Source organism: Algoriphagus hitonicola, assembly GCF_900113375.1.
Classification (GTDB): domain Bacteria; phylum Bacteroidota; class Bacteroidia; order Cytophagales; family Cyclobacteriaceae; genus Algoriphagus; species Algoriphagus hitonicola.
Window position 1 is genome coordinate 101,277 of sequence record NZ_FOPC01000011.1, and the last position, 24,014, is coordinate 125,290.

25 protein-coding genes and 1 tRNA gene are annotated in these 24,014 nt (G+C 39.9%); 19 read left to right on the top strand and 7 right to left on the bottom strand.

The window, feature by feature from the left end; translation table 11 throughout:
* Positions 1-18: 18 nt before the first annotated feature.
* On the bottom strand, positions 19-831 hold the full coding sequence (gene porT / locus BM043_RS14850; RefSeq protein ID WP_092793019.1) for a type IX secretion/gliding motility protein PorT/SprT: 813 nt from the start codon (positions 829-831) through the stop codon (positions 19-21).
* Positions 780-1,502, bottom strand: a complete 723-nt coding sequence (gene ubiE / locus BM043_RS14855) for a bifunctional demethylmenaquinone methyltransferase/2-methoxy-6-polyprenyl-1,4-benzoquinol methylase UbiE (RefSeq protein WP_092793021.1) — start codon at positions 1,500-1,502, stop codon at positions 780-782. The genes porT and ubiE overlap by 52 nt, the downstream gene beginning before the upstream one ends.
* 123 nt (positions 1,503-1,625) lie before the next feature.
* Between ubiE and yihA the strand changes: the two genes are divergently transcribed.
* From yihA to BM043_RS14870, 3 genes are read left to right on the top strand one after another with little or no spacing between them, the layout of a single operon-like run.
* Positions 1,626-2,237: a ribosome biogenesis GTP-binding protein YihA/YsxC gene (yihA, locus tag BM043_RS14860; protein ID WP_092793022.1), complete on the top strand. Its 612-nt coding sequence runs from the start codon at positions 1,626-1,628 to the stop codon at positions 2,235-2,237.
* A gap of 37 nt (positions 2,238-2,274) precedes the next feature.
* Positions 2,275-2,721: a DUF5606 family protein gene (locus BM043_RS14865; protein WP_092793024.1), complete on the top strand. Its 447-nt coding sequence runs from the start codon at positions 2,275-2,277 to the stop codon at positions 2,719-2,721.
* Positions 2,722-2,759: 38 nt separating this feature from the next.
* A complete protein-coding gene (locus BM043_RS14870) occupies positions 2,760-3,068 on the top strand; it encodes a hypothetical protein (RefSeq protein WP_092793026.1) in 309 nt (102 codons plus the stop codon).
* A 305-nt stretch (positions 3,069-3,373) separates the two neighbouring features.
* Here the strand turns inward: BM043_RS14870 and BM043_RS14875 are convergent, their stop codons facing one another.
* The 4 genes from BM043_RS14875 to BM043_RS14890 all read right to left on the bottom strand — a co-directional run bounded on the left by BM043_RS14875 (position 3,374) and on the right by BM043_RS14890 (position 8,167).
* Complete coding sequence (locus BM043_RS14875; protein ID WP_092793028.1) at positions 3,374-5,305, bottom strand: CHU_0125 family OmpA-like outer membrane integrity protein; 1,932 nt, start codon at positions 5,303-5,305, stop codon at positions 3,374-3,376.
* A 38-nt stretch (positions 5,306-5,343) separates the two neighbouring features.
* Positions 5,344-5,835, bottom strand: coding sequence for a hypothetical protein (locus tag BM043_RS14880; protein WP_092793029.1), 492 nt, complete (start codon positions 5,833-5,835; stop codon positions 5,344-5,346).
* Positions 5,836-5,911: 76 nt separating this feature from the next.
* Entirely contained in the window at positions 5,912-6,703 is a 792-nt protein-coding gene (locus BM043_RS14885) for a (Fe-S)-binding protein (RefSeq protein ID WP_092793031.1), read from the bottom strand.
* A 129-nt stretch (positions 6,704-6,832) separates the two neighbouring features.
* Positions 6,833-8,167 carry a 4Fe-4S dicluster domain-containing protein gene (locus tag BM043_RS14890; RefSeq protein ID WP_092793034.1) on the bottom strand — a complete coding sequence of 445 codons (1,335 nt, stop codon included), beginning with the start codon at positions 8,165-8,167 and terminating at the stop codon, positions 6,833-6,835.
* A gap of 103 nt (positions 8,168-8,270) precedes the next feature.
* On the opposite strand from BM043_RS14890, the gene BM043_RS14895 reads away from it, so the two are divergent.
* The 11 genes from BM043_RS14895 (at position 8,271) to BM043_RS14950 (ending at position 17,317) form a co-directional block, all read left to right on the top strand.
* Positions 8,271-8,346, top strand: a tRNA-Phe gene (locus BM043_RS14895).
* Between the two features lie 274 nt (positions 8,347-8,620).
* Entirely contained in the window at positions 8,621-9,103 is a 483-nt protein-coding gene (locus BM043_RS14900; RefSeq protein ID WP_092793036.1) for an RNA polymerase sigma factor, read from the top strand.
* Positions 9,103-9,531: a hypothetical protein gene (locus BM043_RS14905; RefSeq protein WP_092793040.1), complete on the top strand. Its 429-nt coding sequence runs from the start codon at positions 9,103-9,105 to the stop codon at positions 9,529-9,531. Before BM043_RS14900 ends, BM043_RS14905 begins: the two co-directional genes overlap by 1 nt.
* Before the next feature lie 3 nt (positions 9,532-9,534).
* Positions 9,535-10,080, top strand: a complete 546-nt coding sequence (locus tag BM043_RS14910; protein ID WP_092793044.1) for a DUF4252 domain-containing protein — start codon at positions 9,535-9,537, stop codon at positions 10,078-10,080.
* A gap of 132 nt (positions 10,081-10,212) precedes the next feature.
* On the top strand, positions 10,213-10,734 hold the full coding sequence (locus BM043_RS14915) for a hypothetical protein (protein WP_143189548.1): 522 nt from the start codon (positions 10,213-10,215) through the stop codon (positions 10,732-10,734).
* 120 nt (positions 10,735-10,854) lie between these two features.
* Positions 10,855-11,334, top strand: a complete 480-nt coding sequence (locus BM043_RS14920) for a DUF4252 domain-containing protein (protein WP_092793049.1) — start codon at positions 10,855-10,857, stop codon at positions 11,332-11,334.
* Between the two features lie 494 nt (positions 11,335-11,828).
* Positions 11,829-12,392: a hypothetical protein gene (locus BM043_RS14925; RefSeq protein WP_092793051.1), complete on the top strand. Its 564-nt coding sequence runs from the start codon at positions 11,829-11,831 to the stop codon at positions 12,390-12,392.
* A 1,107-nt stretch (positions 12,393-13,499) separates the two neighbouring features.
* The gene (locus tag BM043_RS14935; RefSeq protein ID WP_092793054.1) at positions 13,500-13,718 is read left to right on the top strand and encodes a hypothetical protein; all 219 of its coding nucleotides are present in this window, start codon (positions 13,500-13,502) and stop codon (positions 13,716-13,718) included.
* Between the two features lie 101 nt (positions 13,719-13,819).
* Complete coding sequence (locus BM043_RS14940) at positions 13,820-14,893, top strand: DUF4221 family protein (protein WP_177188490.1); 1,074 nt, start codon at positions 13,820-13,822, stop codon at positions 14,891-14,893.
* 48 nt (positions 14,894-14,941) lie between these two features.
* Complete coding sequence (locus BM043_RS14945) at positions 14,942-16,105, top strand: hypothetical protein (RefSeq protein ID WP_092793058.1); 1,164 nt, start codon at positions 14,942-14,944, stop codon at positions 16,103-16,105.
* Positions 16,106-16,180: 75 nt separating this feature from the next.
* A complete protein-coding gene (locus BM043_RS14950) occupies positions 16,181-17,317 on the top strand; it encodes a hypothetical protein (protein WP_092793060.1) in 1,137 nt (378 codons plus the stop codon).
* A gap of 170 nt (positions 17,318-17,487) precedes the next feature.
* On the opposite strand, the gene BM043_RS19880 is transcribed toward BM043_RS14950, so the two are convergent.
* Positions 17,488-17,763, bottom strand: a complete 276-nt coding sequence (locus tag BM043_RS19880; protein ID WP_092793062.1) for a helix-turn-helix domain-containing protein — start codon at positions 17,761-17,763, stop codon at positions 17,488-17,490.
* Positions 17,764-18,575: 812 nt separating this feature from the next.
* Here BM043_RS19880 and BM043_RS14965 point away from each other — a divergent pair.
* From BM043_RS14965 to BM043_RS14990, 5 genes are all read left to right on the top strand, one after another.
* Positions 18,576-19,226: a DsbA family protein gene (locus BM043_RS14965; RefSeq protein WP_092793065.1), complete on the top strand. Its 651-nt coding sequence runs from the start codon at positions 18,576-18,578 to the stop codon at positions 19,224-19,226.
* An 881-nt stretch (positions 19,227-20,107) separates the two neighbouring features.
* Positions 20,108-20,884 (top strand): ISL3 family transposase, encoded by a 777-nt coding sequence (locus tag BM043_RS14975; RefSeq protein WP_092793069.1) that lies wholly within the window; start codon positions 20,108-20,110, stop codon positions 20,882-20,884.
* 32 nt (positions 20,885-20,916) lie between these two features.
* Positions 20,917-22,110 (top strand): hypothetical protein, encoded by a 1,194-nt coding sequence (locus BM043_RS14980; RefSeq protein WP_143189549.1) that lies wholly within the window; start codon positions 20,917-20,919, stop codon positions 22,108-22,110.
* A gap of 64 nt (positions 22,111-22,174) precedes the next feature.
* Positions 22,175-22,477: a cysteine peptidase family C39 domain-containing protein gene (locus BM043_RS14985; RefSeq protein ID WP_245753043.1), complete on the top strand. Its 303-nt coding sequence runs from the start codon at positions 22,175-22,177 to the stop codon at positions 22,475-22,477.
* Positions 22,478-22,895: 418 nt separating this feature from the next.
* The gene (locus tag BM043_RS14990) at positions 22,896-23,972 is read left to right on the top strand and encodes a 6-bladed beta-propeller (protein ID WP_092793072.1); all 1,077 of its coding nucleotides are present in this window, start codon (positions 22,896-22,898) and stop codon (positions 23,970-23,972) included.
* The last annotated feature ends 42 nt before the right edge of the window (positions 23,973-24,014 follow it).

Sequence of the window (24,014 nt, forward strand, 5' to 3'; positions counted from 1 at the left end):
TTTAAAGGATTTCCAGCGCTACTGAAAATTCAGATAGATGGTGATGTTTTTTCGCTTGATCGAAGAAATCGCATCCCGAATATCCCCCTGTGTATTTTCTGCCTGATAGAGGTTGTTTAAACCATGAGAGAATCGGATTTCCGGAGCAAACTTAAAGTATTTGAAATAGATCTCGAAGCCCATTCCCAGTTCGATGGTGTAATCTTGCCCGGTAGTCACCAACTCCTCCAAGTTGGCCTCCTCTTGGGTTTTGGTGCGGAACTGATAGCTGGCACCACCCAGGAAATACATCCGGGTATTGTTAAATCGCTGGGATCGATATTTGAAAAGTACCGGAAGCTCTACCATCGTGGCTTCCGAATTCACGGTCACGATATCACTATTGATAATCACATCTTCGCTGCTGTTAGGTGAACCGGGCGTGGGTTGGAAATCCGGGGGAAAGTAGTGAATCTCAGTTTTATATTCATAAAAGCCCACTTTTGGGGTAAAGAGCATTTGCACTTGATCGTGGAAACGGAGCATTCCGATAAATCCGAGTGAAAAACCAGGAGAGTATCGGGGAAAAATCGCCCGTACATTGGGTGCGACATTGGCATTGGGATCGACAAAAGCATCAGAATAGTTGACCCGAAAGGTGCTATTGTGTCCGGCGAGGAAAAACCCGTAGGAAATCAGTTTTTCATCAGAACCCGAAGAACTCGTCAGTCCAAACATCCCCTGTGCCTGTGCGGGTAGCTGGTAAAGAAGAATCAAAAGAATAAGGATGGAACCGGAGGTTATTTTTCTCCGATGTAAATCGAGCTTATTCCAAAAGTGAGTGGTTTGCATACGGTGCTGTGAAATCCAACTTTTTTGAGTACAGCCAGAAAATCCTGTCCATCCGGGAAAGCCTGTACCGACTCGGGAAGATAAGTATAAGCAGAATTGTCCTTGGATACAATCTTTCCTATCTGAGGAAGCACAGCATTGGAATAAAAGGCATAGGCTTGCTTCATGGGGAAAGCACGCGGTTTACTAAATTCCAGAATAACCGTTTTGCCTCCCGGTTTCAAAACCCGATACATGTCAGCAAGTCCCTTTTCCAGATTTTCGAAGTTCCTAACTCCAAATGAAACGATGACCGCATCAAACTTATTATCTTCGAAAAGCAAACCTTCCGAATCGCCGAGCTGCATTTCGATCTTGTCCTCCAGTCCGCGCTTTTTCATTTTTTTGCGACCTTCGGAAAGCATCCCTTCCGAAATATCCACCCCGATGATTTTATCCGGATTGAGCGCTAGGGCTTCGATAGCAAAATCCCCCGTGCCCGTAGCAATATCCAAGATCAACTTAGGCTGATCTTTTTTGAGCATTTTGATGGCCTTTTTTCTCCAAATGATGTCAATACCCAAACTCAGGACATGATTGAGCAGATCATATTTGGGACTGATATTGTTAAACATCTCAGCTACCTGTGCTTTTTTGGGGTCTTCTTTATCTTTGTAAGGGACTACGGACATTTCGTATCGAGCTAATGGATTGCAATATTACAGAAGAAACCCGAGGATTGGAAAAATGTTGAAATTGGGAAGTATTCTCTTCCAAAATAATAATCCCCTATTTTTACAGCGAAATTTAAAGCCATGATCAAGAAAGCTGAGTTTGTCATTTCTAATTCCGATCCCGGAAAATGTCCCAATCCTGACCGGGCCGAGATCGCCTTTATCGGCAGGTCCAATGTGGGTAAAAGTTCCCTGATCAATGCCTTGACCGGGAAAAAGGATCTAGCCAAAACCTCTCAAAAACCCGGTAAAACCCAGTTGATCAATCATTTTATGATCAATGATCGCTGGTATATGGTGGATTTGCCTGGCTATGGCTTTGCCAAAGTCAACGTGAAAGTGAAGCAAGGATGGGAGAATATGATTCAAACCTATCTGCTGAAGCGGGAAAATCTCTGCGGCGTATTTGTCTTGATCGACAGTCGGCTCGAACCTCAGAAGATTGACCTGGAATTTTTGCTTTGGTGCGGGACAGAAGGTGTGCCCGCAGCCATCGTGTTTACCAAATCAGACAAGCAGTCCAAAAGCAAAACGGCTCTTAATGTCCACAAATTCCTCAAAAAGATGGAAGAGATTTTCGAAGAAGCTCCAGACTACTTTGTCACGAGTGCCGAAACAGGCCAAGGTTCTGAGGAATTGCTCAATTTTATCGATGATTTGGTCAAAGAGTACGAAAGTGGTATTAACAATTGATGTCATTTCTATATTTGCAAGCTCAAAATGATAACTGATGAATTTTAAAGACATTGCTACCGTTGCCGGCAAGCCCGGCTTGTATAAAGTATTGAAGCCTTCCCGAACGGGGGTGATTTTGGAGAGTATGGACGAGAAGAAGGCCAAATTGGTGGCAGGTATGTCCCAGCGGGTTTCCATTCTTTCGGATATTTCCATTTATACCTTGACCGAGGAAGGCGCTGAACCGCTGCAGTCGGTGATGCAAAAAATCGAAGCGGAATTTGAAGGGGATTTGGGATTGGATACCAATCCGGATGATGCCGAACTGAGGGCGTTTATGAAGCATATCCTTCCGGATGTGGATGAATCCCGTGTCTATACTTCCGATATCAAAAAATTGATCTCTTGGTATAATATCATCCGTGTACAAGCTCCTGAGGTATTGGAGCCTGCCAAAGAGGATGAGGCTGCCAGTTCAGGCGAACAAGAATCTGAATCTTAATCTAATACAGCCCGGTATTTCCGGGCTTTTTTGATGCCATGACAGCTCCGCTCAATGAGATAGAAAAAATTGCCTTGGATTTGGTTAAGTCAGATTGGGACTTGCCCAATACAGCGGAGTCCATTTCTGAAGCTGAAGTGGTGATTTTGCTTTCCCAAGCGATTAGCCAACTCCTCGATCGGGATTTTGAGCGCTTGCTTCAGATTTGCTATCGGATTGATCTGGGGGAGGAAAAGCTGCGGAGAATACTTCATGAATCCGAACCGGACCAGATTTCCATGGATTTAGCCAATGCCCTTTGGGAGCGGCAAAAGCAAAAAGCCGAAATCAGGAAAAGGTATTCTTGATTTTTTATGCTTAGCCTCACCTCACTGCGACGACGTAGGAGGAAGCAGTCTCAAATGTATGAAATACGCTTCGGCGAAATAGGCTTCGTTTCACTTCGCGAAATACATCCCACTTCGTTCGATGAAATAAGGTCGGCTTCGCCTCCCGAAATACGCCTTCGGCGAAACATATCCTCATTCTTAGGCTGAAATAGGGGGGAGATATTTCAATATATTTCAGCTCGCTTGCGAGCTTTATTTCTATCGTATTCTACCGTATCTCACAAGAGAAACATCCATCTTCCTACTCCCTTCTTCCCACTAAATCATTCCTGAATCTCAATCACTTTAAACTCCGTCCGTCGGTTGACTTGATGCTCTTCCTCGGTTTGCGCGTTTTCGATGATGAGTTGGGTTTCTCCATAGCCTTTGGCCACCAAACGATCTTCATCAATTCCCTGAGAGACGATGTAATCTACGGCTGATTGGGCCCTACGCTGCGATAAGTCTAGGTTGTATTGATCCGAAGAGCGAGAGTCGGTATGCGAACTTAACTCAATTCGGATCGTCGGATTGTCTTTGAGAATTTGTACCAGTTTGTCCAATTCTGCCGCCGCATCCGGTCGGATTTCGGCTTTATCCAAGTCATAGTAGATGTTTTCTAAAATGATGGATTTATCCAAAATCAATTGATCCAAAACTACCGTGGTGTCTAAACTCACATTGGTCACGTCCTGCACCAAGGTACTTGGATCCGGGGTTTTGCCTCGGGTAGAGTAGGCGATGGATTTGGAGAAATAACCGTTTTTGGAGGTAATGATCGTGTAGTCAGATTCTGGTTCCATGGTAAAGCGAACCTGACCTCGGGAGTTGGAAAAGTCTCCTCCGATTTGCTTATTTTCCTCATTATAGAGTACGACTCGGGCCTGTTCCAGAATTTGATCTTCCTCACCGGCTACCCGCTCTTTGGTCGTGACATTCAGCAGGACATTGACGATTTTTGGAGTAGGGGTTTTATCCTCAAAATAGTAAATATCATCGTCTCCTACTCCACCTTCACGGTTGGAAGAAAGGAAGCCTTCTTTGGGATAATCCGTAAAGAAAATGGCGAAATCATCTGCCGAACTATTGATGTTTTCTCCAAGGTTTTTGATGACTTGTTCGCCATCTTCATTGGATTCGGCTACGAAAAGATCAAGCTTTCCAAACCCGGGATGCCCGTCAGAAGCAAAGAAAAATTTACCGTCGGGAGCCATTCTTGGGAATAGCTCATTTCCGGCGGTATTGATATTGGGGCCGAGATTCACTGCATTTCCAAAATCTCCATTAGCCAGTTTTGTGGCTTTGTATAGGTCAATTCCCCCAAAACCCCCGGGACGATTGGAAGCAAAATAAAGTTCCTCTCCATCGGGACTAAAAGAAGGGGTGGAGTTCCACCAAAATTCATCTTCATTTACCGGCATCCAAATAGGCTGAGAAAATCCGGATCCACGAAAATAAGAAGCAAAAAGGGCGGTCTCAGGAAGGTCGCGTGGGGAAGTTGAATTACCTCGGGCATAAATAATGGTATTTCCATCTGGACTGATTGCCGCTGCGGCTTGATTCAATCCTTCCTCGTTTTGGAATTCGGGAAGCGGTTGAATCCCACTGACATCCACTCGGAGGTCTTCGGCTCGCGTACGGAAGAGCTTGGTATAAGGTGTTCCCGTAGCCGGATAAATGCCAGAAGCCTGTCTAGCACTGGTAAAGTATAAAAACTGCTCGCTGACAATCGGGGCATAATCCGGACCGGAGGTATTCAATTCTCGATAGTTGACCAATTCATGGTAAGGCCAGTAGTTTTCGATTCCTTTGGCGAATTCTATCCCGGATAGCTCTTGGTTTACTCGGGCCAAAAGGCTTTCATCCTGAGTGTATTCCCGGGCTTTTTCAAAGGCTTCTTTTGCCTTTTCGTCTTCTTGCTGGGCTTTTAAACTTTGTCCAAGAAAAAAGTAATTCTCAAAGGTCGGATCTTCCTCTACCAGTTTTTCATAGTAGGGAGCCGCTCGCTCAACCCGATTGGATAAGCGGTAACTTTCAGCAACGATTTGATTGGCTTCTTGATTTTCAGGATCCTCTTCCAGAATCTGACTGAAGGTGTTGATCGCATACTGATATTCCCCGGAAAGGTACTGTTCGGTACCTTTTTCCTGAAGGCTTTTGCAGGCATTGAGTAAAATCAAGCCTAGGAAGAGTGTCCACAAAAAATGGTTTTTCATCGGAGGGTTCTTTGATGATCTGAGCTGAATATTACTAATTAATTTGGAAAGTATTTGTTTAACCAGCTATTCTCTGCCGAAATCCAAACCTTTTCGAGGTCCATTTTAGAATTTACCTGAGGATTAATGACCAAGGTCTCGGCTTGGATTTCACCGGCTTGGATTTTTGATTTGATTCCCAAGGCCTTGGTAACTTGTATTTTGCCTCCTTCAGCAGGCTTAAAGCTGACTTTTCCACTATCTGTCAAATTAACTTGGAGTTGGCTTTCCAGCTCCTTCAATGTTCTAACCGAGCTATCGATCGAGCATCCGCTTGCGCCGGGACCGCTTTCATCCACAGCCAAAACAATGAGTTGCTGGTCAAGTATCGTGTAGGAAGTGGGAAGGGGATTTCCGTGCACATTCCATCCCTCACAGAACTGACTGAGCCGCTGATGAATTTGCTGTAATTCCTTGTCTGAAAACTCCCGCTCGGCTTGATAAACCCACACTCGGGAATTTTCTGGCATCTGTGCAAATGGGATAAACATTTTTTCTTTTCGTTTAAATTGAAAAACCCTTCCTACCTAACGGTAAAAAGGGTGGAATTGATTCAATTCTACTTCGTCAAATCCCCATATCTTTCGCGATCATTTCGGCGAGGTCATAGACTTTGACCTTTTCTTCCTGCTCTTTGTTTTTAACCCCATCGCTCATCATGGTCAAGCAGAAAGGGCAACCCACGGCAATGGTACTTGCTCCAGTCGCTAAGGCTTCTTCAGTCCGCTCGATATTGATGTCTTTTTTGCCCGGTTCAGGTTCTTTAAACATTTGTCCGCCTCCTGCACCACAACAAAGCCCTTTGGTGCGGCAGCGCTTCATTTCGACCAACTCCACGTCCAAGGCTTTGATGACTTCCCGAGGAGCTTCATAGACATTGTTGGCGCGGCCAAGGAAGCAGGAGTCGTGAAAGGTGATTTTCTTTCCTTTGAATTCACCACCGCCTTTCAGAGCGACTTTACCGGCATTGATCAATTGCTGGAGAAACTGGGAATGATGAATCACTTCGTATTCGCCACCTAGTGCAGGGTATTCATTTTTGATCGTGTTAAAGCAATGCGGGCAAGCCGTGACTACCTTTTTGATGTTGTAGCCGTTGAGTACTTGTATATTGGCTACGGCCTGCATTTGGAACAAAAATTCATTGCCCGCACGTCGGGCAGGATCTCCGGTACAGGCTTCTTCAGGTCCTAAAACGGCAAACGAAACTCCTACCTTATTCAATATTTTCACAAAAGCCTGGGTTACGGCTTTGTATCGGTCATCAAATGAACCGGCACAGCCTACCCAAAAAAGGACTTCAGGCTCCTGGCCATTTGCGGCCATTTCGGCCATGGTGGGTACTTTATAGGTTGACATAATTCTGATTTACGATTTAAGATTTTGGATTTACGAGTGGCTGAGAAGTTTGTCACCAATAATTCAATGATTAGATGCAAACTATTCAGAATGGTCAGACATCGGACATCGGTCATCCCACATCGGACTTTATTTTACTTCCTCATTTTTTACAGAATCAGCCCAATTGAATCGATCCTGAGGGCTGAATTTCCAAGGGGAAAAGCTCGTCTCCATATTTTGAAACATAGCATTCCACTGTGCTGGTGTACCGGATTCTTCCATGGCGACATAGCGCCGCATTTCCAGAATGATGGCCAGTGGATCGATATTGACCGGACAGGCTTCTACGCAGGCATTGCAGGAGGTGCAGGCGTTAAGTTCTTCTTTGGTGATGTAGTCGCCCAAAAGGGATTTTCCGTCCTCCAAACCCGGACCACCTGCATCCAAACTTTTTCCAACCTCCTCCGCACGGTCACGGACATCCATCATGATTTTTCGGGGGGAAAGTTTTTTCCCAGTCAGGTTAGCAGGACATTCTGCTGAGCAGCGCCCGCATTCGGTGCAAGAATAGGCGTTGAGAATATTGATCCAGGAAAGGTCATTGACGTCTTTGGCTCCGAATCGGGCGATTTCGGCAGGAAGCTCGGAAACATTTTCGCTTGGAATTCCCAACATCATATTGACCTCATTGGTCACCTCAGGCATGTTGATCATTTCTCCCTTGGGCTTGAGATTGGTGTACCAAGTATTGGGAAAAGCCAAGAAAATATGCAGATGCTTGGAATAGGTGACATAAATCGCAAAAGCTAAAATCCCTGCGATATGAAACCACCAGGCAAAACGCTCTATGAACACCAGCGTCCCATTGGAAAATCCTTCGAATAGAGGCTGGATTAAACTACTGAAAAACAGGGGACCCAAGGCGATGTAATGCTCATCTCCCCGCTGGGCCAAAATCTGATCCGTAGCATTCATGGTCAAAATCGCAACCATCAAAACGATCTCTATGACCAAAATCAAATTGGCGTCTAGAGCCGGCCAACCTTTTAATTCGGGTTTTTGGAGTCGCTCTACTTGGGTGACATTTCTTCGAATCAGAAATACCACACAGGAAAACAGCACCGCCACGGCCAGAAACTCAAAGATATTCATGGCCACCGTGTAGGCACTGCCCAAGACGGGGGCAAAAAGCCGGTGGGTGCCTAAGATCCCGTCAAGGATAAATTCCAAAACTTCCAGATTGATGACAACAAAACCCACATAGATCAAAAGGTGGAGGAATGCGGGAATGAAACGTTTGAACATCTTTTGCTGTCCAAATGCTACCAAGAGCATGGTTTTCCAGCGTGCATCGGTTTGGTCATTTCGGGTTTCGGCTTTGCCGAGCAGGATATTTCTTTTCAGAAATTTGATCCGCTTACTCAGAATATAGCCTGCCACGCCCAAAATGATCAAAAATGCGAGTTGAGGTAAAAAGCTCATAGTGATTATTTTAGCGTTTTATTTGGGTTTGTATTAATAATTTTTTCTTCAAATGATTTGTATCGAAATACCAAATACCTACCTTTGCATCACTTTACGAAACGGTGATGTAGCTCAGTTGGTAGAGCATCGGACTGAAAATCCGTGAGTCGGTGGTTCGAGTCCACTCATCACCACCAGCCCCGAAGCAATTCGGGGCTTTTTTTATGCCTTTATGGTTTTTCGATCCAGTCATTTGTTTTTCTTTACTGCTCGCAAAATATAAAATAGTCTGCATGCATACCATTTTTTACCTAATTTAAATTAAATCTAAAATTGGAGCATTTTCAATTATGAAATTAACAGTTTGTATCGGAAACTGTTGGGAGGTATTGATTTTTCAAGTGGATAAAAAATTGAAAAAATTTCTGACAAAGCTGTAACTTTTTAGAAACCCATGCATCATCTACCTGAATGAAGTCATTTTTTGAAGCACATATTTGGCCTTTGCGAAGTCGCCTATACCGTCTCGTCTATTTATGGGTCCGGGATAGGAGCTTGGCTGAGGATCTGCTTCAAAATGTCTTCGAGCGTTCTTTTCAAAAACAGGATCAACTCGAAAAGCATCCCAATCTAAACGGTTGGCTGGTTCGTTCGCTTAAAAATGAAGCCTTGATGCACTTCCGAAAAGAATCCAAAATCACGGGCTTAGAAGAGCTCGAAGATTTGCCTAGCGAAGGAAAATCGGAGAATGCGACCGCCGAAAAGTTGGAAAAAGTTTATGTGATGCTCAAATCTCTTCCGAAAAAACAAAGGGAGGTTTTTCAGCTCCGGGAAATTGAAGGCTTGACTTATGAAGAGATCGCAGAATACTTGGAAATCAGCTTGGAACAGGTTAAAGTCAACCTTTTCCGTGCCCGCCAAGCCATTAGGAACCAACTAATCAAACCAAATTAATGAATTCGAGAATCGAAGAATTGCTTGAAAAATATTGGCAAGCCAAAACCACCCTGCAGGAGGAGGAGGAACTGAAAGATTTGCTTAAAAGTGCGGATGGGTTTGATGAGCTCAACTTGCTTTTTGAGGGATTGGATCAAGCCAAAGACGAAGAGCCTGAGAGGTTAATCTTACCTCAAAGTAAGTCTTCCAAGACGATCCGAATCCAATGGATCGGCTGGGCAGCGGTGATTTTGGTGAGTTTGGCGGGGACTTGGATTTATCAGGAAAATGCCCAAAGCCGTGCCGAGGAGGCCGCGTATCTGGAAGTCATGCAGGCCTTGGCCTTAGTTCAGGGAAACCTGGAAAAAGGGAAAGATCAATTAGAACCATTGAAAGAATTACAGCACCTGAATAAACCTCAGGAGCTATTTGATTTAGACAATTAAAAAATGAAAAAGACATTAGTATTACTGATTTTCTTCTTGGGAATACTTTCCCAGAGTTTTGCCCAAGACGATGCAATCCAACGATTTTTCTCCAAATACATGGAGGATGACCGCTTCAGCCGGGTGTACATTTCGCCCAAAATGATGCAGATGGCCGGTGGCTTTCTGAAAAATAACGCAGGAGAGGATGAAGATGCGGAGGAGATGGGCAGCCTGATTTCCAAGATAAAGGGGATTCGGATTTTGTCTTCCGAGGAAGTGGACGGGATGACACTGTATAAAGAGGCGATGGGTACCCTGACCAAAAACCAGTACGAAGAGTTGATGGATGTGCAGGACAAGGGGAGTAGTTTGAAATTTATGATTCGGGAGCGAAATGGCCTGATTCAGGAATTGATGATGGTATCGGGCAGCGGGAAGGAATTCTCCCTGATATCTCTTCTCGGGAGCTTCACCTACGAGGATCTAAATCTCCTGGCCGAAAAAACCTCCCTGCCGGGAATGGATCAATATGGAAAAGGATCAAAGGGCCCTAAAGGAATAAAGTAAGACGAAAGGTGGGAGACGGGAGACGGGAGACCGAAGGCGGGAGAACCATTAAGCTTACCCGATTTTGGGAAGTTGGGTTTTACAGGGTAAAATGAGGATATACAATTATTAGTGATTAAAATGAATAAACAAATGAGAAATACTTTCTTTTTGGCATTGGGCTTTTTGGCTTTGGCGTTTACAGCCTCTGCTCAAAATGATCCCTACACCTCCATCAATCAAAAACTGGCTAACCAAGCCCAAGAACCAAGCCTACTTTGGCCCATGGATTTGGAAGGAATACCGGTCAAGGATGAAGCCTTGAAATTGAAATATACCTTCCCTTTTCTAACTGAGGGTTCTGAGCTAGCCTTTAATTTCAGCCAATTCGAAAAGCTCGAGAGCAGCGTGTACGATTTATCAAAGTTGAACGCCAAGGACTTGGTCGAAGGATTTACGGCAGGAATTCCTTCGGGATTTAAGGAAGATTTCTCCAAAGTCGGATCAGAAGACTTTTGCTTGATGTATTCCAAGGCAGAAAAAAATCAGCCAAAGGAAGTCTATTTGCTTGTCGGAAACCGCAAACAGGCAGAATTGCTTCATTTTACCTACTCCCCAGATGCCGGCAAAAATCACCAAAATCTCAAAGTTGAATTAAATAACGTATTAAACTAAACCTACACATGAAATCGAGCACGACGCAAGCGACACACACTGGGATGATTGTAAATTGTGCGAGATTCCACCCCGATACTCGGGACAAGTTATGACCTCTAAAAAACAAATTATAAACAGATGAAAAAGCTATTATTCACCTTGGCCTTCTTAGGTCTTGTACTCCAAGTTTCTGCTCAAAGCAAATCTGTGGCCCACCTCAAAGAAAAATACCAAGGCCATGAGGATTTCTTCAATATGGAATTGGGAGGGAATTTCCTCAACTTTGCCGAAGGCTTTAAAATTGATCTGGATGAGGATGATATGGCCACCGTGGCTAAATCCCTCGAAAAAATGAATTTCTTCAAGCTACCCGAAGGATCAGATGCCGATCATGCGGAATTTAGAGCCCTTCAAAAAGGCCTCCAAAAGGAGCGATACGACTTGCTGATGGAAGCAGCCGAAGGCAAAACCGGCGTCATGGTATATTCCAAAGGAGCCCGGACGATTTCTGATTTGGTGGTCCTGGTCGGTGGTGATGAGGGAGACTTGATGGTTGTCGAACTCAAGGGAAGTTTTGCCCAGGAAATGGTGGAAAAAGCCATGGCTCAGCGGAAGTAATCCCTGTAATTTTATTCAAGCAGAGACCCGGTTAGATTTACTCTTTCCGGGTTTTTTCGCCTATATGAGGATTGATTTCTGATGAATTTTGAATTTCTTTTAAAATGTGAGAATTTTTTTTAATCCATACAAACGATTGCGAAGCAGTATATTTTTAATTCGATGTAATGACAATATTCTGTAAAAATTAAAAAAACGGCATATAATTTTGGTATCTCTTAAATTTGCCTAATTAGAGGGCTTTCGCTATCGATTGCGGGATAATTTTATGATATTTTTAATAAAAGATTAATATTATTGAGGATTATTAAAAAAATATATATTTTTATTGAAACATTTTCAATTTCACTTCCGTTTGGTATCTTTGTAGAGTCAAAAGACAATTTCGAATACCATCAGACTCGATGGACCCTGTAGCCCAAAATACCTCCGAGGACGGATCAGCCGTTCCGGGTTGCAAATTTTAAGAAGAACCTATTAAACCAATTATTAGAATGAAAAAATTATTCACGATGCTTTTTGTTGCCGGGATGGCAACAGGAGCTTTTGCCGCAGGCACTGAGAAAACAGTAGAAATCAGAAAAAGTGAGGCTTCCAAAGTAGTCGTAGCGATTAGCGAGGCTCCTGAGGGAACAGTGATCGTCAAGATCAAGGATGCTGACAACCACTTGGTGCTTAGAGATCGGATCGTTAAAGACGACGCTTTTGCTAAGCGCTACGATTTGGAAGCCCTTCCCAAAGGGACTTATTCAGTAGAAGTGATGGATCAATCCGGGGTATTGCGAACAGCAACCTTTGAAAACTTCATCGCCGAAACCCCTTCTGTATATTCCAGAGTGGCCAAAATAGATGATAACAAATATCGTTTGTTAGTCAGTAACTTGGAGGCAAGCGAAATCACCGTTTCTATCTATGATGGGGATGAGTTGATTCACACTGAACGAGTATCAGATGAGCAGGGATTGCACAAGATTTATTCCATCAAAAGACCGTCCTCCGAGATCAGTTTCCGAGTTTCGACCGCAGGTGGATTCAACAAATACTTGACAGCCCTTTAATTGGACAAACCAACTAGAATTAAACCCGGATTATGTATTAGACTACGTCATGAGAGTTTAAAATGCAAGAAAATCAAACATTTAGCGAATAAAGCATAGCACCGCTACGGTGATTGAGCTAAATGCAGCGAAGCGATTGATTTTGTCCGCCGCGGCGGATAAGCTCGGAATAGAAGCTCTAATGCATATTTCGGGTTATACCCCGCTTTAGTCTGAGGCGGGGTTGTTTTTTTGCTTTTTAATTCAGTCTCAGGATTATAATGTAGCAGAAATCCTGGTATTGGGATTGGTCAATTGCTGTCTGACCAAAGGCTCATCTCCATCCAGAAACAAAAATGCTCGACTTTTAAGAATCTCGCGAATCAAAGTTGTTTTGCCGACCTACCTAGCTCCAATCAGTAGGATGGTCTTCCTTTTAAAAAGCTTCGCAGAAATCCTACTTTGAAGTATCCTAAGGATCCTAGATTCATTCATTCACCAAAAGCAATGCTTTTTGGTGAATCAAATAAAAATAATCTTGGGAAGTAAGGGGAGTGGCCTGTTTTGTAATTGTCTGTTTTAACTCCTACATGGGGCATATTTTAGATTAGATACCGGGTAGGGCCGGAACTCTTTATGCATTTGAATTGAAATAGGCGAAAAAGATAAGGTTCCTGGCCCTGACTTTTTTCAATCCAGATCCTAATTCCGTACTAAAAACAAGTAAAAATTTACTAAAAATTAGAAATATCTTACTAGGTGTAAATCAAAAGATATCTCAAATTAGTCTCAAGAAAATAAAATCTTCAGCCGTATTTCTGAGGTTTGTCTCAATTTTCAAGAGATGCAATGGGGTTTTTGGACGAAAAGGGAAAGCTAAAAAACCAAAGGAAGAAAGGATTTGACTCTATCAACTGATCTGGGGGATAGTAGGTATAATAAAGCTTTTGCAGCATATAGACTGAATGGAGCACAGGCAAAGCAGGAATCTATATTCAAAGCCATGCAGGACTCTACAGAAAAATATTCAATCGCGATGAATGGTCATAGACTCCGGTGACACAAAAGGTCGGAGGATTAGCGTACAAACTCAAAATCAATTTATTAACCATTTAAATCGTAAAAATCATGAAGAAACTAAGTTTAGAAATGCTTAGACTTACTTCCGAGGATGTACTAGGGAGCAGTCAGATGAAATCAATCGTAGGTGGTGGAAGTTTTCGATGTGTTTGCTACAACAGTAAAGGTAGCTGGACAGGAACTTATTCTGATCAAGCTACAGCAGAAGCGGCTGGAGGGGGACATTGTGAATCAGGTATAGCTCAATGTACAGAAATCAATCAATAACTTCTTTAAAAAGATCCTATGCTAATTCTCAAATTACGATAGGGTCTTTTTTTCCTGTCCTTAGGAAAGAATTCTTAGTTGTTAAGCTGCTTTGTATTAGTTTGTTTTTCTCTTGTAGTGAGAGTTCGACAAATATTTCATCAAAAGATTCAATTAAAATTGATACACTTATTTTTGAGTCCAAAAATGAAGTCATCGAGTTGGGAGATGAAGGAGAATTCTTGACTTCTTCCGCGATGTCTGATGATGCCTCGACCTATTATATTTTTAACCTTGAAAAGAGATATTTATACACGTTGGACATAAAATCTAAGGAACTTCTGTCCGCCTTAAAAATGCCTTCTGAAGGCCCGGATGGAATTGGAGACTGGTTGATTGATTTTCAGATGATCAATGATAGTAGTTTTATTGCCCAAGGTGACAATGTTTTTTATTTTTTTAATCTGGAAGGGAAAATAAGGGATAAAATAAGAGTGGATCATCTTTTTTATTTGAATCCTGGATTGGCTAGAAAATTTTCTAATATAGGATTTCTGTATAAAGATGAGCTATTCCACTTCACGACAGGAGAAATAGGTACTATAGAATCTCAAGTGCTTAGCTATGATCCAAAAAGCGACTCTTTTTTTCTGAGAGAAATTCCTTCAATCGATTTGATAAAAAATTGGGCTGTGGTTTCCATGGTCAAATCCTTTACTTTTTATTCTTCTCCGGCCTATGTCATAAATGACTTTCCTAATGGAATCCTTGTAGTAAACAGAGGCTTGCCCAATATGACTGCATATCTCAGAAATGGAGATACCATAAATACTAAATTCAATAATTCAAAGTTTTTCGAAGAAGTAATACCTATTGAGGAAATTTTCCGTGCAAAAAATGAAACAGAAGAAAAAGAATTCAAAAGAGAGCTAGAAAAACGGATAAACTTTCTCCGACCGGTAGTTGATGACAAAAAACAAAAAGTCTATAGACTTGGCTATCAACTGGCTTCGGACGGAGTTACTTATGATAATTACTTGTTTGAATACGACCTGAAATTAAATTTGACTAGGGAGGAGTTTTTGGATGGAATAAAAATCAGACCAAAGAAAATGTTTCTTAGCGAGTCAACCTTTTACCTGGCTGCATCCTTTGAAGATGAACCGGCCTTCTTGATTTTTGAAAATCCATTTTAAAGAATACGCATTTCCGCTTTTCTGCCAGTAAAAAACAGTAATTAATTTATGATTCTATTAAAAAAATATAAATTTCATTTTATCGTTTTCTTCCTGATTTCATGCGGAGTCAAAAGGAAAGATAGCAGTGATTTGAGATTAACTAGTTCATTTGATTTAGTGAAAATTGATTCAGTTAAAGTTCCTATTTTAGGGAATCCAACAGTTCATGATATCAGCCCGAGTCAAGAAATTATTTTATTTGTAGATTATAAAGAATCATCGGAAATAATACATATCGTTGATTTTGAGGGAAATGAAATAAGTTCTTTTTCAAAAATAGGAGACATTCCTGATTCTTATGGTTCACTTCGGACCACGCTTTTAATACAAGAGGACTCTACTTTTCTTGCTTTTGGGACCAATGGATTTATCTCCTATAATTTTTCAGGACAAACTGTTTCAAAACAAGAATTAAAAAATTTTCAACCCCCAAATTCTTTTATAATCGGAATGGGAAATGGGTTGAAAAAATTCAAGGATAAATTTTTATTTGCCAATCTAGGCGAAGGAATAGAGTCAATCCCGGACATTAAGCCATTTGCTTGGCTGGATCCAACGTCAGGTGAAAAAGTATCATTTTCAAAAATTCCAACTTCAACCCTATTTCATAATGGGAAAAATTTTTTTAAAAATGCTTGGAATCCTGTATTTGACATCCATCAAGAATATATCTATGTGGTATTTGGAATAGAGCCTACTCTATTTATTCTTTCCGCTGTGAATCCTGATAAAATTTTAAATTCTTTTCCTCTTTCCCTACCAGATTACCACTATTTTAAAGGCTCAGATCGAAATCGTTCTGATCCAAGATTATTTGGTCAGGTACAAACGTCAGGGAAGATCACAAATATAGAATTCTACAAAGGGTACTTTTTGATTTCGTATTTTCCGGGTTATGATTTGGCAGACACTGAAGAGCGATTTGAAAATAAAAGCACCACAGAATCGATTGAATTTAGGAAAAGGATGGAGAATAAATATCCCAATAGGTTAGCGGTTTTTGATTCACTAGGAAATTTTGTTAAAGATTTTACTCCTGAGAAAAATGGTTTACTAGGTGGAAGTATGATAGTTCGAGATAATCAGTTATGGATGGTAGAAAAGCCCAATGATCAGATTGAACAAGATTATTTTAGATTATTTCGGGTTGATTTCCAAGTTGAGAAATGACCTAAAAATCACTAGTTTCATCCAATGCCTCCTCTTTAATTTAATTGGGATTGGTAAAAAGATAAACTTAAAAATATGATCAGAATTCTAAGTAAAGGGCTAAAAATTCTACTGCTGGCGATATTTCTTCTTTTTGGAAATGTGGTTAATGCGCAAACCACCTTTTCGAAAATTGCTGAATTCAAAATTGATCTTTTAAATCCAATTCAACTAATTGATTACTATCCTGCTAAAGAACTATTTCTGGGATATATCAGTCAAGGCAGCAAAGGGAATAAAATAACTTTGTTTTCAAAAACCGGAAAAGTCCTTGTTTCTGAATTTTTACAAGGGGAAGGACCCAATCAGATCGTAGAATCTATTAACCAAATAGGCTTTTCCGAAGAAGGAACTATTTGGATTCATTCCAGCCAAAACCTGTACGTATACGATCAAAATCTGAGGAAATTAAAAAAAATGCCTTTTAACTCTCAGTATAACGTCACATTATACAGTCCTAAAAAGCTAAATTTCTTCTATGAAGCAGGTGTTAAAGGAGATTACTCGTTTATCAGTCAACCCTCGGGGCATTCTACTTTTTTTGGATTCTCGGATTTTTTGAAAGAAAACCTTATAGAAATATTTAATCCAAAAAGCAATAGTCTATACAAAATGGCTCCTGTCTCTGAGAGGTCTAATTTTTCAAAGCTTGATCCTTCTATTGAGTCTATTTATTCGCCTGTCTATTCGTTAGACAAAAGCCGAAGAAAATTGTACTTGACCACTACATTGGATGATGAAATCTCCATTATTGATTTAAAATCTCAAGATGTACCTAGAAGTATCAAGGTTGACCATGGAGATTTTTCTGTGCTGAAATCCTCTAAAATTTCCTTGAGCAATATTCCATCAACCGGTCCAATTACCCTAGGAGCGAAAAACAAAAATATTTATGTGCTATCGGATGGAAGTATAGTTTTGGAATATATAAAAGCTATCTCTCCTGGGGTTTATGAACAAAAGCTTGCTGAGGACAAGAATTACCATCATTATGGAGACCCAAATTATCATCGGTTAATTTTCATTGAAGGAGGGAGGCAAATAGGAGGAGATATTGAAATACCCTATGGAGAGATTTCCATGCTTTTGCCTGATGATACGTTTTTGATCAAGTTGTTAAATCCAGCTGAAGAGGAGGACTTTACTCGATATGGGATTTTTGAACTAAGATAAAATTTGATGTTATCACTTCCCGGAAAATCTGTTTCATTAATTACAAACTTTTCAAAGACTCCGCTTTTAATTAATTTTTAGCCGTTGGATTCATGACTCACATGAACTTCATGCAAAGACCTCTTAACTCTTACCTTTTAAAATTTCCACGAGTAAAGTTTCTATCCGCCTTAATTCAGTTTCGTCAGTCTCAAGGTTAAGTGATTGGATTGCTTTTTGAGTATGGGGGGGGATTTAGTTAAAAGAATATTTTCTTTTTCAAGAAATTTGACCATATCCAAATTATAAATAGATGCAAATTTGGCTATTTGAAGGATGTTGGGAATTGTTTTTCCACTTTCGATATTGGAAAGGGTTTTTTGAGAAACTTCCAAAAGATGGGCAACTTCCTGCTGCGAAAGCTTTTTTTCTTCCCTGATTTTTTTTAGTCGAGATCCTAATTCCATACTAAAAACAAGTAAAAATTTACTAAAAATTAGAAATATCTTACTAGGTCTAAACCTTAAGATGCCTCAAATTAGCATTCAACAATTAAAATCAAAAAGAAATTAAGATTTTTTAGTTTTTTGCTTATGGAAAATAGTCTGATTTGCATTAAAAATTTATTTGAACTAATTAATGTACCTTTTACTACAGGGTATTTAAAGAAAAAATTGCTCACTCATCCAGAACCGGAGTCCTTGTTGGCTATCTCGGACATTTTGGCTGAGTATAATCTAGAGAGTCTTGCAATCCAACTCACCGAAGATAAACTGGATCAACTGCCCTTGCCCTGTGTGGTTAGTAAGCTTTTGAGTTGGAGGAACGGTCTCGAGTTTATTGGAAATGGGATAATTGGATTTTCTGAATCAAAAATGAATCCATTGGCAAATACAGTTCAATGAAATGGACTAATAATCTTCGGTGGACTGGGCCTTACGGGATTTTCGGTTTTGGGATGCTTTGCAAACCCGTGAAGAAAATGACTTAGTCCCGAACTTGTTTCGGGAATCCAGTCATTTTTAGGGTGGCAAAGCAGGACAAAATGCCGCTGTGCATTAGTTTTAAAGATACTGCAAGCACTATCAGCGGCAAGAAAATAACGAGGCCCAAGACTTTTGGATACTTTTGGTCTTCAAAAGTATCGAAGGCGGAAAGAATCGATGAGGTCTAAATTAGAGAGAAGAGGATCGGACTATATTTAAATCTCAGAGGTAACACCGATTAAATAGGTATTTATTCTTTTAAATTAGTTAATAGCCTTATAAGGTGATCACCAATGAAGTTTTGGAAAGTTTCAGATGAAGAAGATTACTGGGTGAGGGGTATTTACCTAACCTGGATCAGCCTAAAACCCTACTTGACTGCTCAAAAAGATTTATATGCTACCAAAAGCAAGTTGGCTAAGGTCATGTCCAACAAGGAGCTTTTCGACTATTTCCTAGCCAACTCCAGGGAGATTACTTCCAGTCCCGAAGGACTGGGGGTATTCCTAAAGGGGACAAAGGCTAAATATCACGTACTAAAAGTATGCAATCCCTACTGCGGACCCTGTGCACGTACGCATCCTCTCTTAGAGCAGCTCTATGAGACCGGGAATATTGATTTGCAGATCGTATTTATTCCCGGAGGTGGAGATGAGGTCAGAATCAAGACTATCCGGCACCTCTTGGGTATTGCTTCTCAAGGTGATTTAGAAAAAACCCGCCAAGCCTTGGATGACTGGTATAGTCAGGACAAGAAAGATTATGAAGCCTTTGCAACAAACTATCCACTAAACGGAGAACTGACAAAGCAGGAATCCAACATCAAAGCCATGCAGGACTGGGCAGAGAAGGAGCAGATTACCCATACGCCGACGATTTTCATCAATGGCTATGAGTTGCCATCCACCTATGCGGTAGATGACTTGAAATATGTATTACACTAAGAAAATAAAATCTGCTGGTGCAGAAACGATATTCAGTCGCGATGAATGGTCGCAGTCTCTGAGTGACCAAAATGTTCAGAGAATATCATACAATCATAAACAATAAAACTATGATTATTTTTGAAAAATTGGGTTTTTCTCCGGAGGATTTCCTCCAGAGAAGTCAAATGTCCACTATTTTAGGAGGTGGAGGAAGTGGATCCGGAACTTGTGGATATCTGGATACTACAGGTTATCCAGTATGCAATCTTACGAGAGAACAAGCGGAAGGATACGCTAATCAATACGGAGGACATTGGTGTTGTGATAGTTGTTCAACAGCAAGTTATTGCAACGAAGAATCAAATGCTCCAGAGTAATAATTGAAATATCGGCTGGCTATTATTTAGCCAGCCTTTATTAACCATTCACCACGAATTTAATGAAAATGCTAACTTGAGGGAAAAAATGTTCACCTAGAATTTATTCACCAAGCTGCTTAATCTAGAGGACCGTTGGATAGTTGAATAAGTTGACACCAACTTAAACAAGGGTGAGATTTACATTCATGTAGTATGCCTTTTGGATGAGATTATTGATGTTGATACTGATGAGCTTTGTAAGGTTTACGACTTTGCCCCAGAGCGCTCTTGGAGGCATCTAAACACGATGCAATACAGGACTTATATCAAGAGTCGGCTTCCCAGGATCAAGTCATCCAACGGCAAGATTAAGACGGTTCAGCCTAATTGGGCTTACGGATATAAGGGGCAACACTCTTGTTTGAGCACGCTGTCTTAGACCTTTTGAAAGCCAGTAAAAACCAGACAAAAACAGCTGCACTCATGCGCTGTGGATTTAACGTAATTAACCGGATTTAACACCTGAGTACCCAAAGAGGCATGGAGAGACGGAACTTTTCCCAGATCATTTTTGAGCACCTGAGCATTGACGAGAAGTCGTTCAAGAAAGGCCACCGCTATGTCACCATACTCAGTCACCCCACGTCTCGCTGTGTACTTGACGTGGGAGAACGCCGGGCCAAGGAGTCCTGCAAGGCTCTGTTTGATAAAGCCTTGACTCCAGACCAGCAGAGCCGGGTAAACGCAATCAGCATGGACATGTGGAAACCCTACATGTATACCGCTAAAGAGTCTCTGGGCAATGCTTTGATTGTACACGACTGGTTTCACCTGGTCAAATATCTCAATGAGGTCATCGACAAAATTCGAAGGATAGAGGTCAAACAGCACCACGAATTGAAGAATAGCAGATATGCTCTGCTCAAGAGCCCTGACAACCAAACCGAGAAACAAAGGATCCATTTTGAGGCAATCGCCGGAGCCAGCTATGAAGTCAGTAGAGCCTGGCAGGTGCGGGAAAATTTCAAGCAACTGTTTCACAAATCAAAGGTGCAAGCATGGCACCTGTTCAACCGTTGGGTCTCAGATGCACTAAAGCGGAAAATCAAGGAAGTAGATAAAGTTGTAACCATATTTCAAAACCATGTTTCCGGTGTTGTCGCTGCATTGATCAACAACCTAAACAATGGGATGGCAGAACGATTAAACTTTAAATTACAAGAACTCAAAACTGTGGGGAGAGGATATCGTACTTTTGATAATTTTAGAAGTGCTATATTATTTTTTCACGGAGGCTTAAACTTATATCCTCACTAACTTGGGGGTAAAACCCTATTAATTAAAAAGTTATGAAAATAAAACAACTAATTCTTTTATCGATTACATTAATTTCATTCTATTGTTGCAATTCTAAAGATAAATTAGATTTATTGAATGGAAGCTCCATTACCAAATCAATTTCCTTGAATATTATGGATAGTGTAAAAATACCCTATCTTGGAAATCCTATTGTTCATGATATTAATCCTAAGACCAACTCAATATTATTTATGGAATTTGATCAATTTTCTAATGATATAAATCTTGTGGATTTTGATGGAGATAAAATAAATTCATTTTCTAAATTCGGAGATATACCTGATGGTTATGGAAAATTATTAGCCTCACCAATATTATTAGATAATAATGAGGTTTTAGTGTATGGGACAAATGGTTTTATTCGGTATGATTATCAAGGTAATTTAATTTCAAAAGTCAAAATTAGTGAATTGAAATTTCCAAATTTTAAAAATAGATTGGCTATGGGATTTGGGATGGAAAAATTGGGAGACAAATATCTTAATATAGAAGGAGGCTCACGTGAAACTGTAAATTATGACAAAATTAATCTTCATCCTGAATATTTTTTGTTCAATCTTTTAGATCCAAAGACAGGGAAATCTAAACCTATTATTCAATTCCCTAATTCAAGTATTTACAGGAGTGGAAAGTATTTCTTCAGGTATGCTTGGCAACCAGTTTTTTCAGTAAATAAAAATTTGATTTTTATTGTGTTTGGTGGCGAACCAGCAATATATATATACAGTTCTAATGAACCATTTCAGTTATTATCAAAAATTAATCTGGATTTAGAAGATTATCGATATTTTGAGGGTTCAGAAAATGAAAATTTAGAACATGATTTTTTGGGGATGTTCCTATCATCTGGAAGGATTGAAAATATAAAAAAAATCGAGGATAAATTTTTGGTTGCATATTTTGAAGGATATAAGGATTCCGACAAAGAAATATTCTTTGCACAGAAAAAAGATCGAAACGAAGCAATTGAGGTCAGAGAGAGACTGAAGGAAAAGTACCCTACAAGGCTGGCAGTTTTTGATAGTTTAGGAAATCTATTGACAATTTTAAATCCAGAAGGACTTGAACCAAACAGCATGCTTTTGCGAGATGGGCAACTCTGGATGATGGAAAAGCCTGATGAGGAAGTGGAACGGGATTACTTTAGGCTGTTTAGGGTAGGGTTAAAAGTGGAAAATAATTAGCTGATCCTTATCTAAGCCTTTTTCCATCTTTCGATTAAAATTTAGATTCAATTAATAAGCTAATTTGAGAACTTCTTTTCCCCATTACAAACAGCCCGATTCCAAAGACTGTGGACCTACTTGCCTGCGAATCATTGCCAAGTACTATGGTAAACTGATCTCCCTCAAGGAAATCCGGGAAATATCGGAGACGACTCGGGAAGGAAGCAGCCTATTGAAGCTAAGTGATGCAGCGGAGGGGATGGGATTTAAGACGATTGGTGCTAAGTTAAGCTTTAAAAAACAAGTTCACGGCTATTTTGAGGAAGAAATATGGTTTTTAGCCTATAGTGGAGTGATAATTCTGAGGGAAATCGTGGATAGATAATTCAGTAAAATTTTACTGGAATTTAATAAAATTGGTATAGGATTAGGAAATCCATTAATGGAACTTGTTTTCGAAAAGAAACAGAAAAACTGTTTTAAAAATCCTAACTTAAAAGAAATGAAAGGTTTAACCTTGGAAAAAATGAAGGCCTTCTCAAAAGAAGTGCTTGACAGAAATCAAATGGCCAATATTTAAGGCGGTTCAAGTGGTGACTCTGGAAATAATGGAGTATGGCGTTGTACTTGCCCCGACGGAACAGTTGCAATGGTTTTTATCTACGATGATACTTCTCCTGGTGAACACGACGCAATGTTTGATTGTTCTGGCGTTATACTTTGTGACCCTCCCGGGACTTGGTAGCTAATCAATAGCAGAACATCCAAATTGGGTGTTCTGCTTTAATTATGAAATAATAGAAATGACGAATGGATTTTATATTTACTTTTTTTTGTGCTTTCAATGTATTGTTGTTATTTCTTCGTGCTCATCCCCACTTCAAAATAAAGATTTTCCTACGGTTATAATTCCAGATAGGGTAGATCAAAATGTATACTTAAGTGATATAGCTGATTCCATAATTCAAATTCACTTAGAGACTAATGAGCAATCATTATTAAGTGTAATAAAAGATGTGGTGTTCTATAAAAATAAAATTTATATTAATGATGGAATTAAGATCCTAGGTTTTGACAATAAGGGGAATTTTCTTTTTAAATTAGGTCAAGAAGGCGATGGGCCTGGAGAATATGGCGTCATTAATTCTTTTGAAATTGATCGGAATTCGGGTTTAATTTATGTCTCCTCTTTGAGAAAATTGATTGTTTTTTCTTCAGATCATAAATTTATTCGAGAAAGAAGACTGCCAAGCGTATTAAATTATTTATCTTTTATAGATGGGAGTTTGGTGGCTATATCAGAAGAGGTTGAGAGCAATTCAGAAAATAAATTAACGAGAAAGACAAAATTATATCAACTTAATTCAAAACTTACAATCACGGATAGCACAACTTTTAGAAATGAAAAAATAGACACTAGGGCTGAATCCTATTATAGGTATAAATTTTATATTTCTGTAAATGACTCAGAAAATTATTTATATAAACCTTCATTCTATAAGAAACATTTACAACCCGACACCTTATATCGATTGAATGGATTGGATTTCTCTCCCTTTAAAGGGTTTGATTTTGAAAGAGCTAAAGAATTTAATCCAAATGGAAGAATCAACCCAGTAATTTTGAATATATCTCATTCAGAATCTTATATTATTTGCGAATATCAATTGGATGCGGACTTAATGTTTTATATGGAGGAAAGGGGTGTATCTAAATCCTATAATTTAAAAACTGGCTTTCAAGACAATGACGGAACTTTGGTTGTTTTAAGACCAATAAAATTAAGTAATGATACTTTTTATTATATCAAAAAACCTGAATATGAAAAAGGATCAAAAATAGAACTAAACCCTATTATCGGCATAGTAAAGCTTAAATAGTTCTAAAATTATAATTGTCGAATTTAAAGTACATTCTCCTCA

Coding starts and splice junctions, on each gene's coding strand:
- porT (WP_092793019.1), bottom strand. CDS start 831: ATGCAAACCACTCACTTTTGGAATAAGCTCGATTTACATCGGAGAAAA.
- ubiE (WP_092793021.1), bottom strand. CDS start 1,502: ATGTCCGTAGTCCCTTACAAAGATAAAGAAGACCCCAAAAAAGCACAG.
- yihA (WP_092793022.1), top strand. CDS start 1,626: ATGATCAAGAAAGCTGAGTTTGTCATTTCTAATTCCGATCCCGGAAAA.
- BM043_RS14865 (WP_092793024.1), top strand. CDS start 2,275: ATGAATTTTAAAGACATTGCTACCGTTGCCGGCAAGCCCGGCTTGTAT.
- BM043_RS14870 (WP_092793026.1), top strand. CDS start 2,760: ATGACAGCTCCGCTCAATGAGATAGAAAAAATTGCCTTGGATTTGGTT.
- BM043_RS14875 (WP_092793028.1), bottom strand. CDS start 5,305: ATGAAAAACCATTTTTTGTGGACACTCTTCCTAGGCTTGATTTTACTC.
- BM043_RS14880 (WP_092793029.1), bottom strand. CDS start 5,835: ATGTTTATCCCATTTGCACAGATGCCAGAAAATTCCCGAGTGTGGGTT.
- BM043_RS14885 (WP_092793031.1), bottom strand. CDS start 6,703: ATGTCAACCTATAAAGTACCCACCATGGCCGAAATGGCCGCAAATGGC.
- BM043_RS14890 (WP_092793034.1), bottom strand. CDS start 8,167: ATGAGCTTTTTACCTCAACTCGCATTTTTGATCATTTTGGGCGTGGCA.
- BM043_RS14900 (WP_092793036.1), top strand. CDS start 8,621: ATGAAGTCATTTTTTGAAGCACATATTTGGCCTTTGCGAAGTCGCCTA.
- BM043_RS14905 (WP_092793040.1), top strand. CDS start 9,103: ATGAATTCGAGAATCGAAGAATTGCTTGAAAAATATTGGCAAGCCAAA.
- BM043_RS14910 (WP_092793044.1), top strand. CDS start 9,535: ATGAAAAAGACATTAGTATTACTGATTTTCTTCTTGGGAATACTTTCC.
- BM043_RS14915 (WP_143189548.1), top strand. CDS start 10,213: ATGAGAAATACTTTCTTTTTGGCATTGGGCTTTTTGGCTTTGGCGTTT.
- BM043_RS14920 (WP_092793049.1), top strand. CDS start 10,855: ATGAAAAAGCTATTATTCACCTTGGCCTTCTTAGGTCTTGTACTCCAA.
- BM043_RS14925 (WP_092793051.1), top strand. CDS start 11,829: ATGAAAAAATTATTCACGATGCTTTTTGTTGCCGGGATGGCAACAGGA.
- BM043_RS14935 (WP_092793054.1), top strand. CDS start 13,500: ATGAAGAAACTAAGTTTAGAAATGCTTAGACTTACTTCCGAGGATGTA.
- BM043_RS14945 (WP_092793058.1), top strand. CDS start 14,942: ATGATTCTATTAAAAAAATATAAATTTCATTTTATCGTTTTCTTCCTG.
- BM043_RS14950 (WP_092793060.1), top strand. CDS start 16,181: ATGATCAGAATTCTAAGTAAAGGGCTAAAAATTCTACTGCTGGCGATA.
- BM043_RS19880 (WP_092793062.1), bottom strand. CDS start 17,763: ATGGAATTAGGATCTCGACTAAAAAAAATCAGGGAAGAAAAAAAGCTT.
- BM043_RS14965 (WP_092793065.1), top strand. CDS start 18,576: ATGAAGTTTTGGAAAGTTTCAGATGAAGAAGATTACTGGGTGAGGGGT.
- BM043_RS14975 (WP_092793069.1), top strand. CDS start 20,108: ATGGAGAGACGGAACTTTTCCCAGATCATTTTTGAGCACCTGAGCATT.
- BM043_RS14980 (WP_143189549.1), top strand. CDS start 20,917: ATGAAAATAAAACAACTAATTCTTTTATCGATTACATTAATTTCATTC.
- BM043_RS14990 (WP_092793072.1), top strand. CDS start 22,896: ATGACGAATGGATTTTATATTTACTTTTTTTTGTGCTTTCAATGTATT.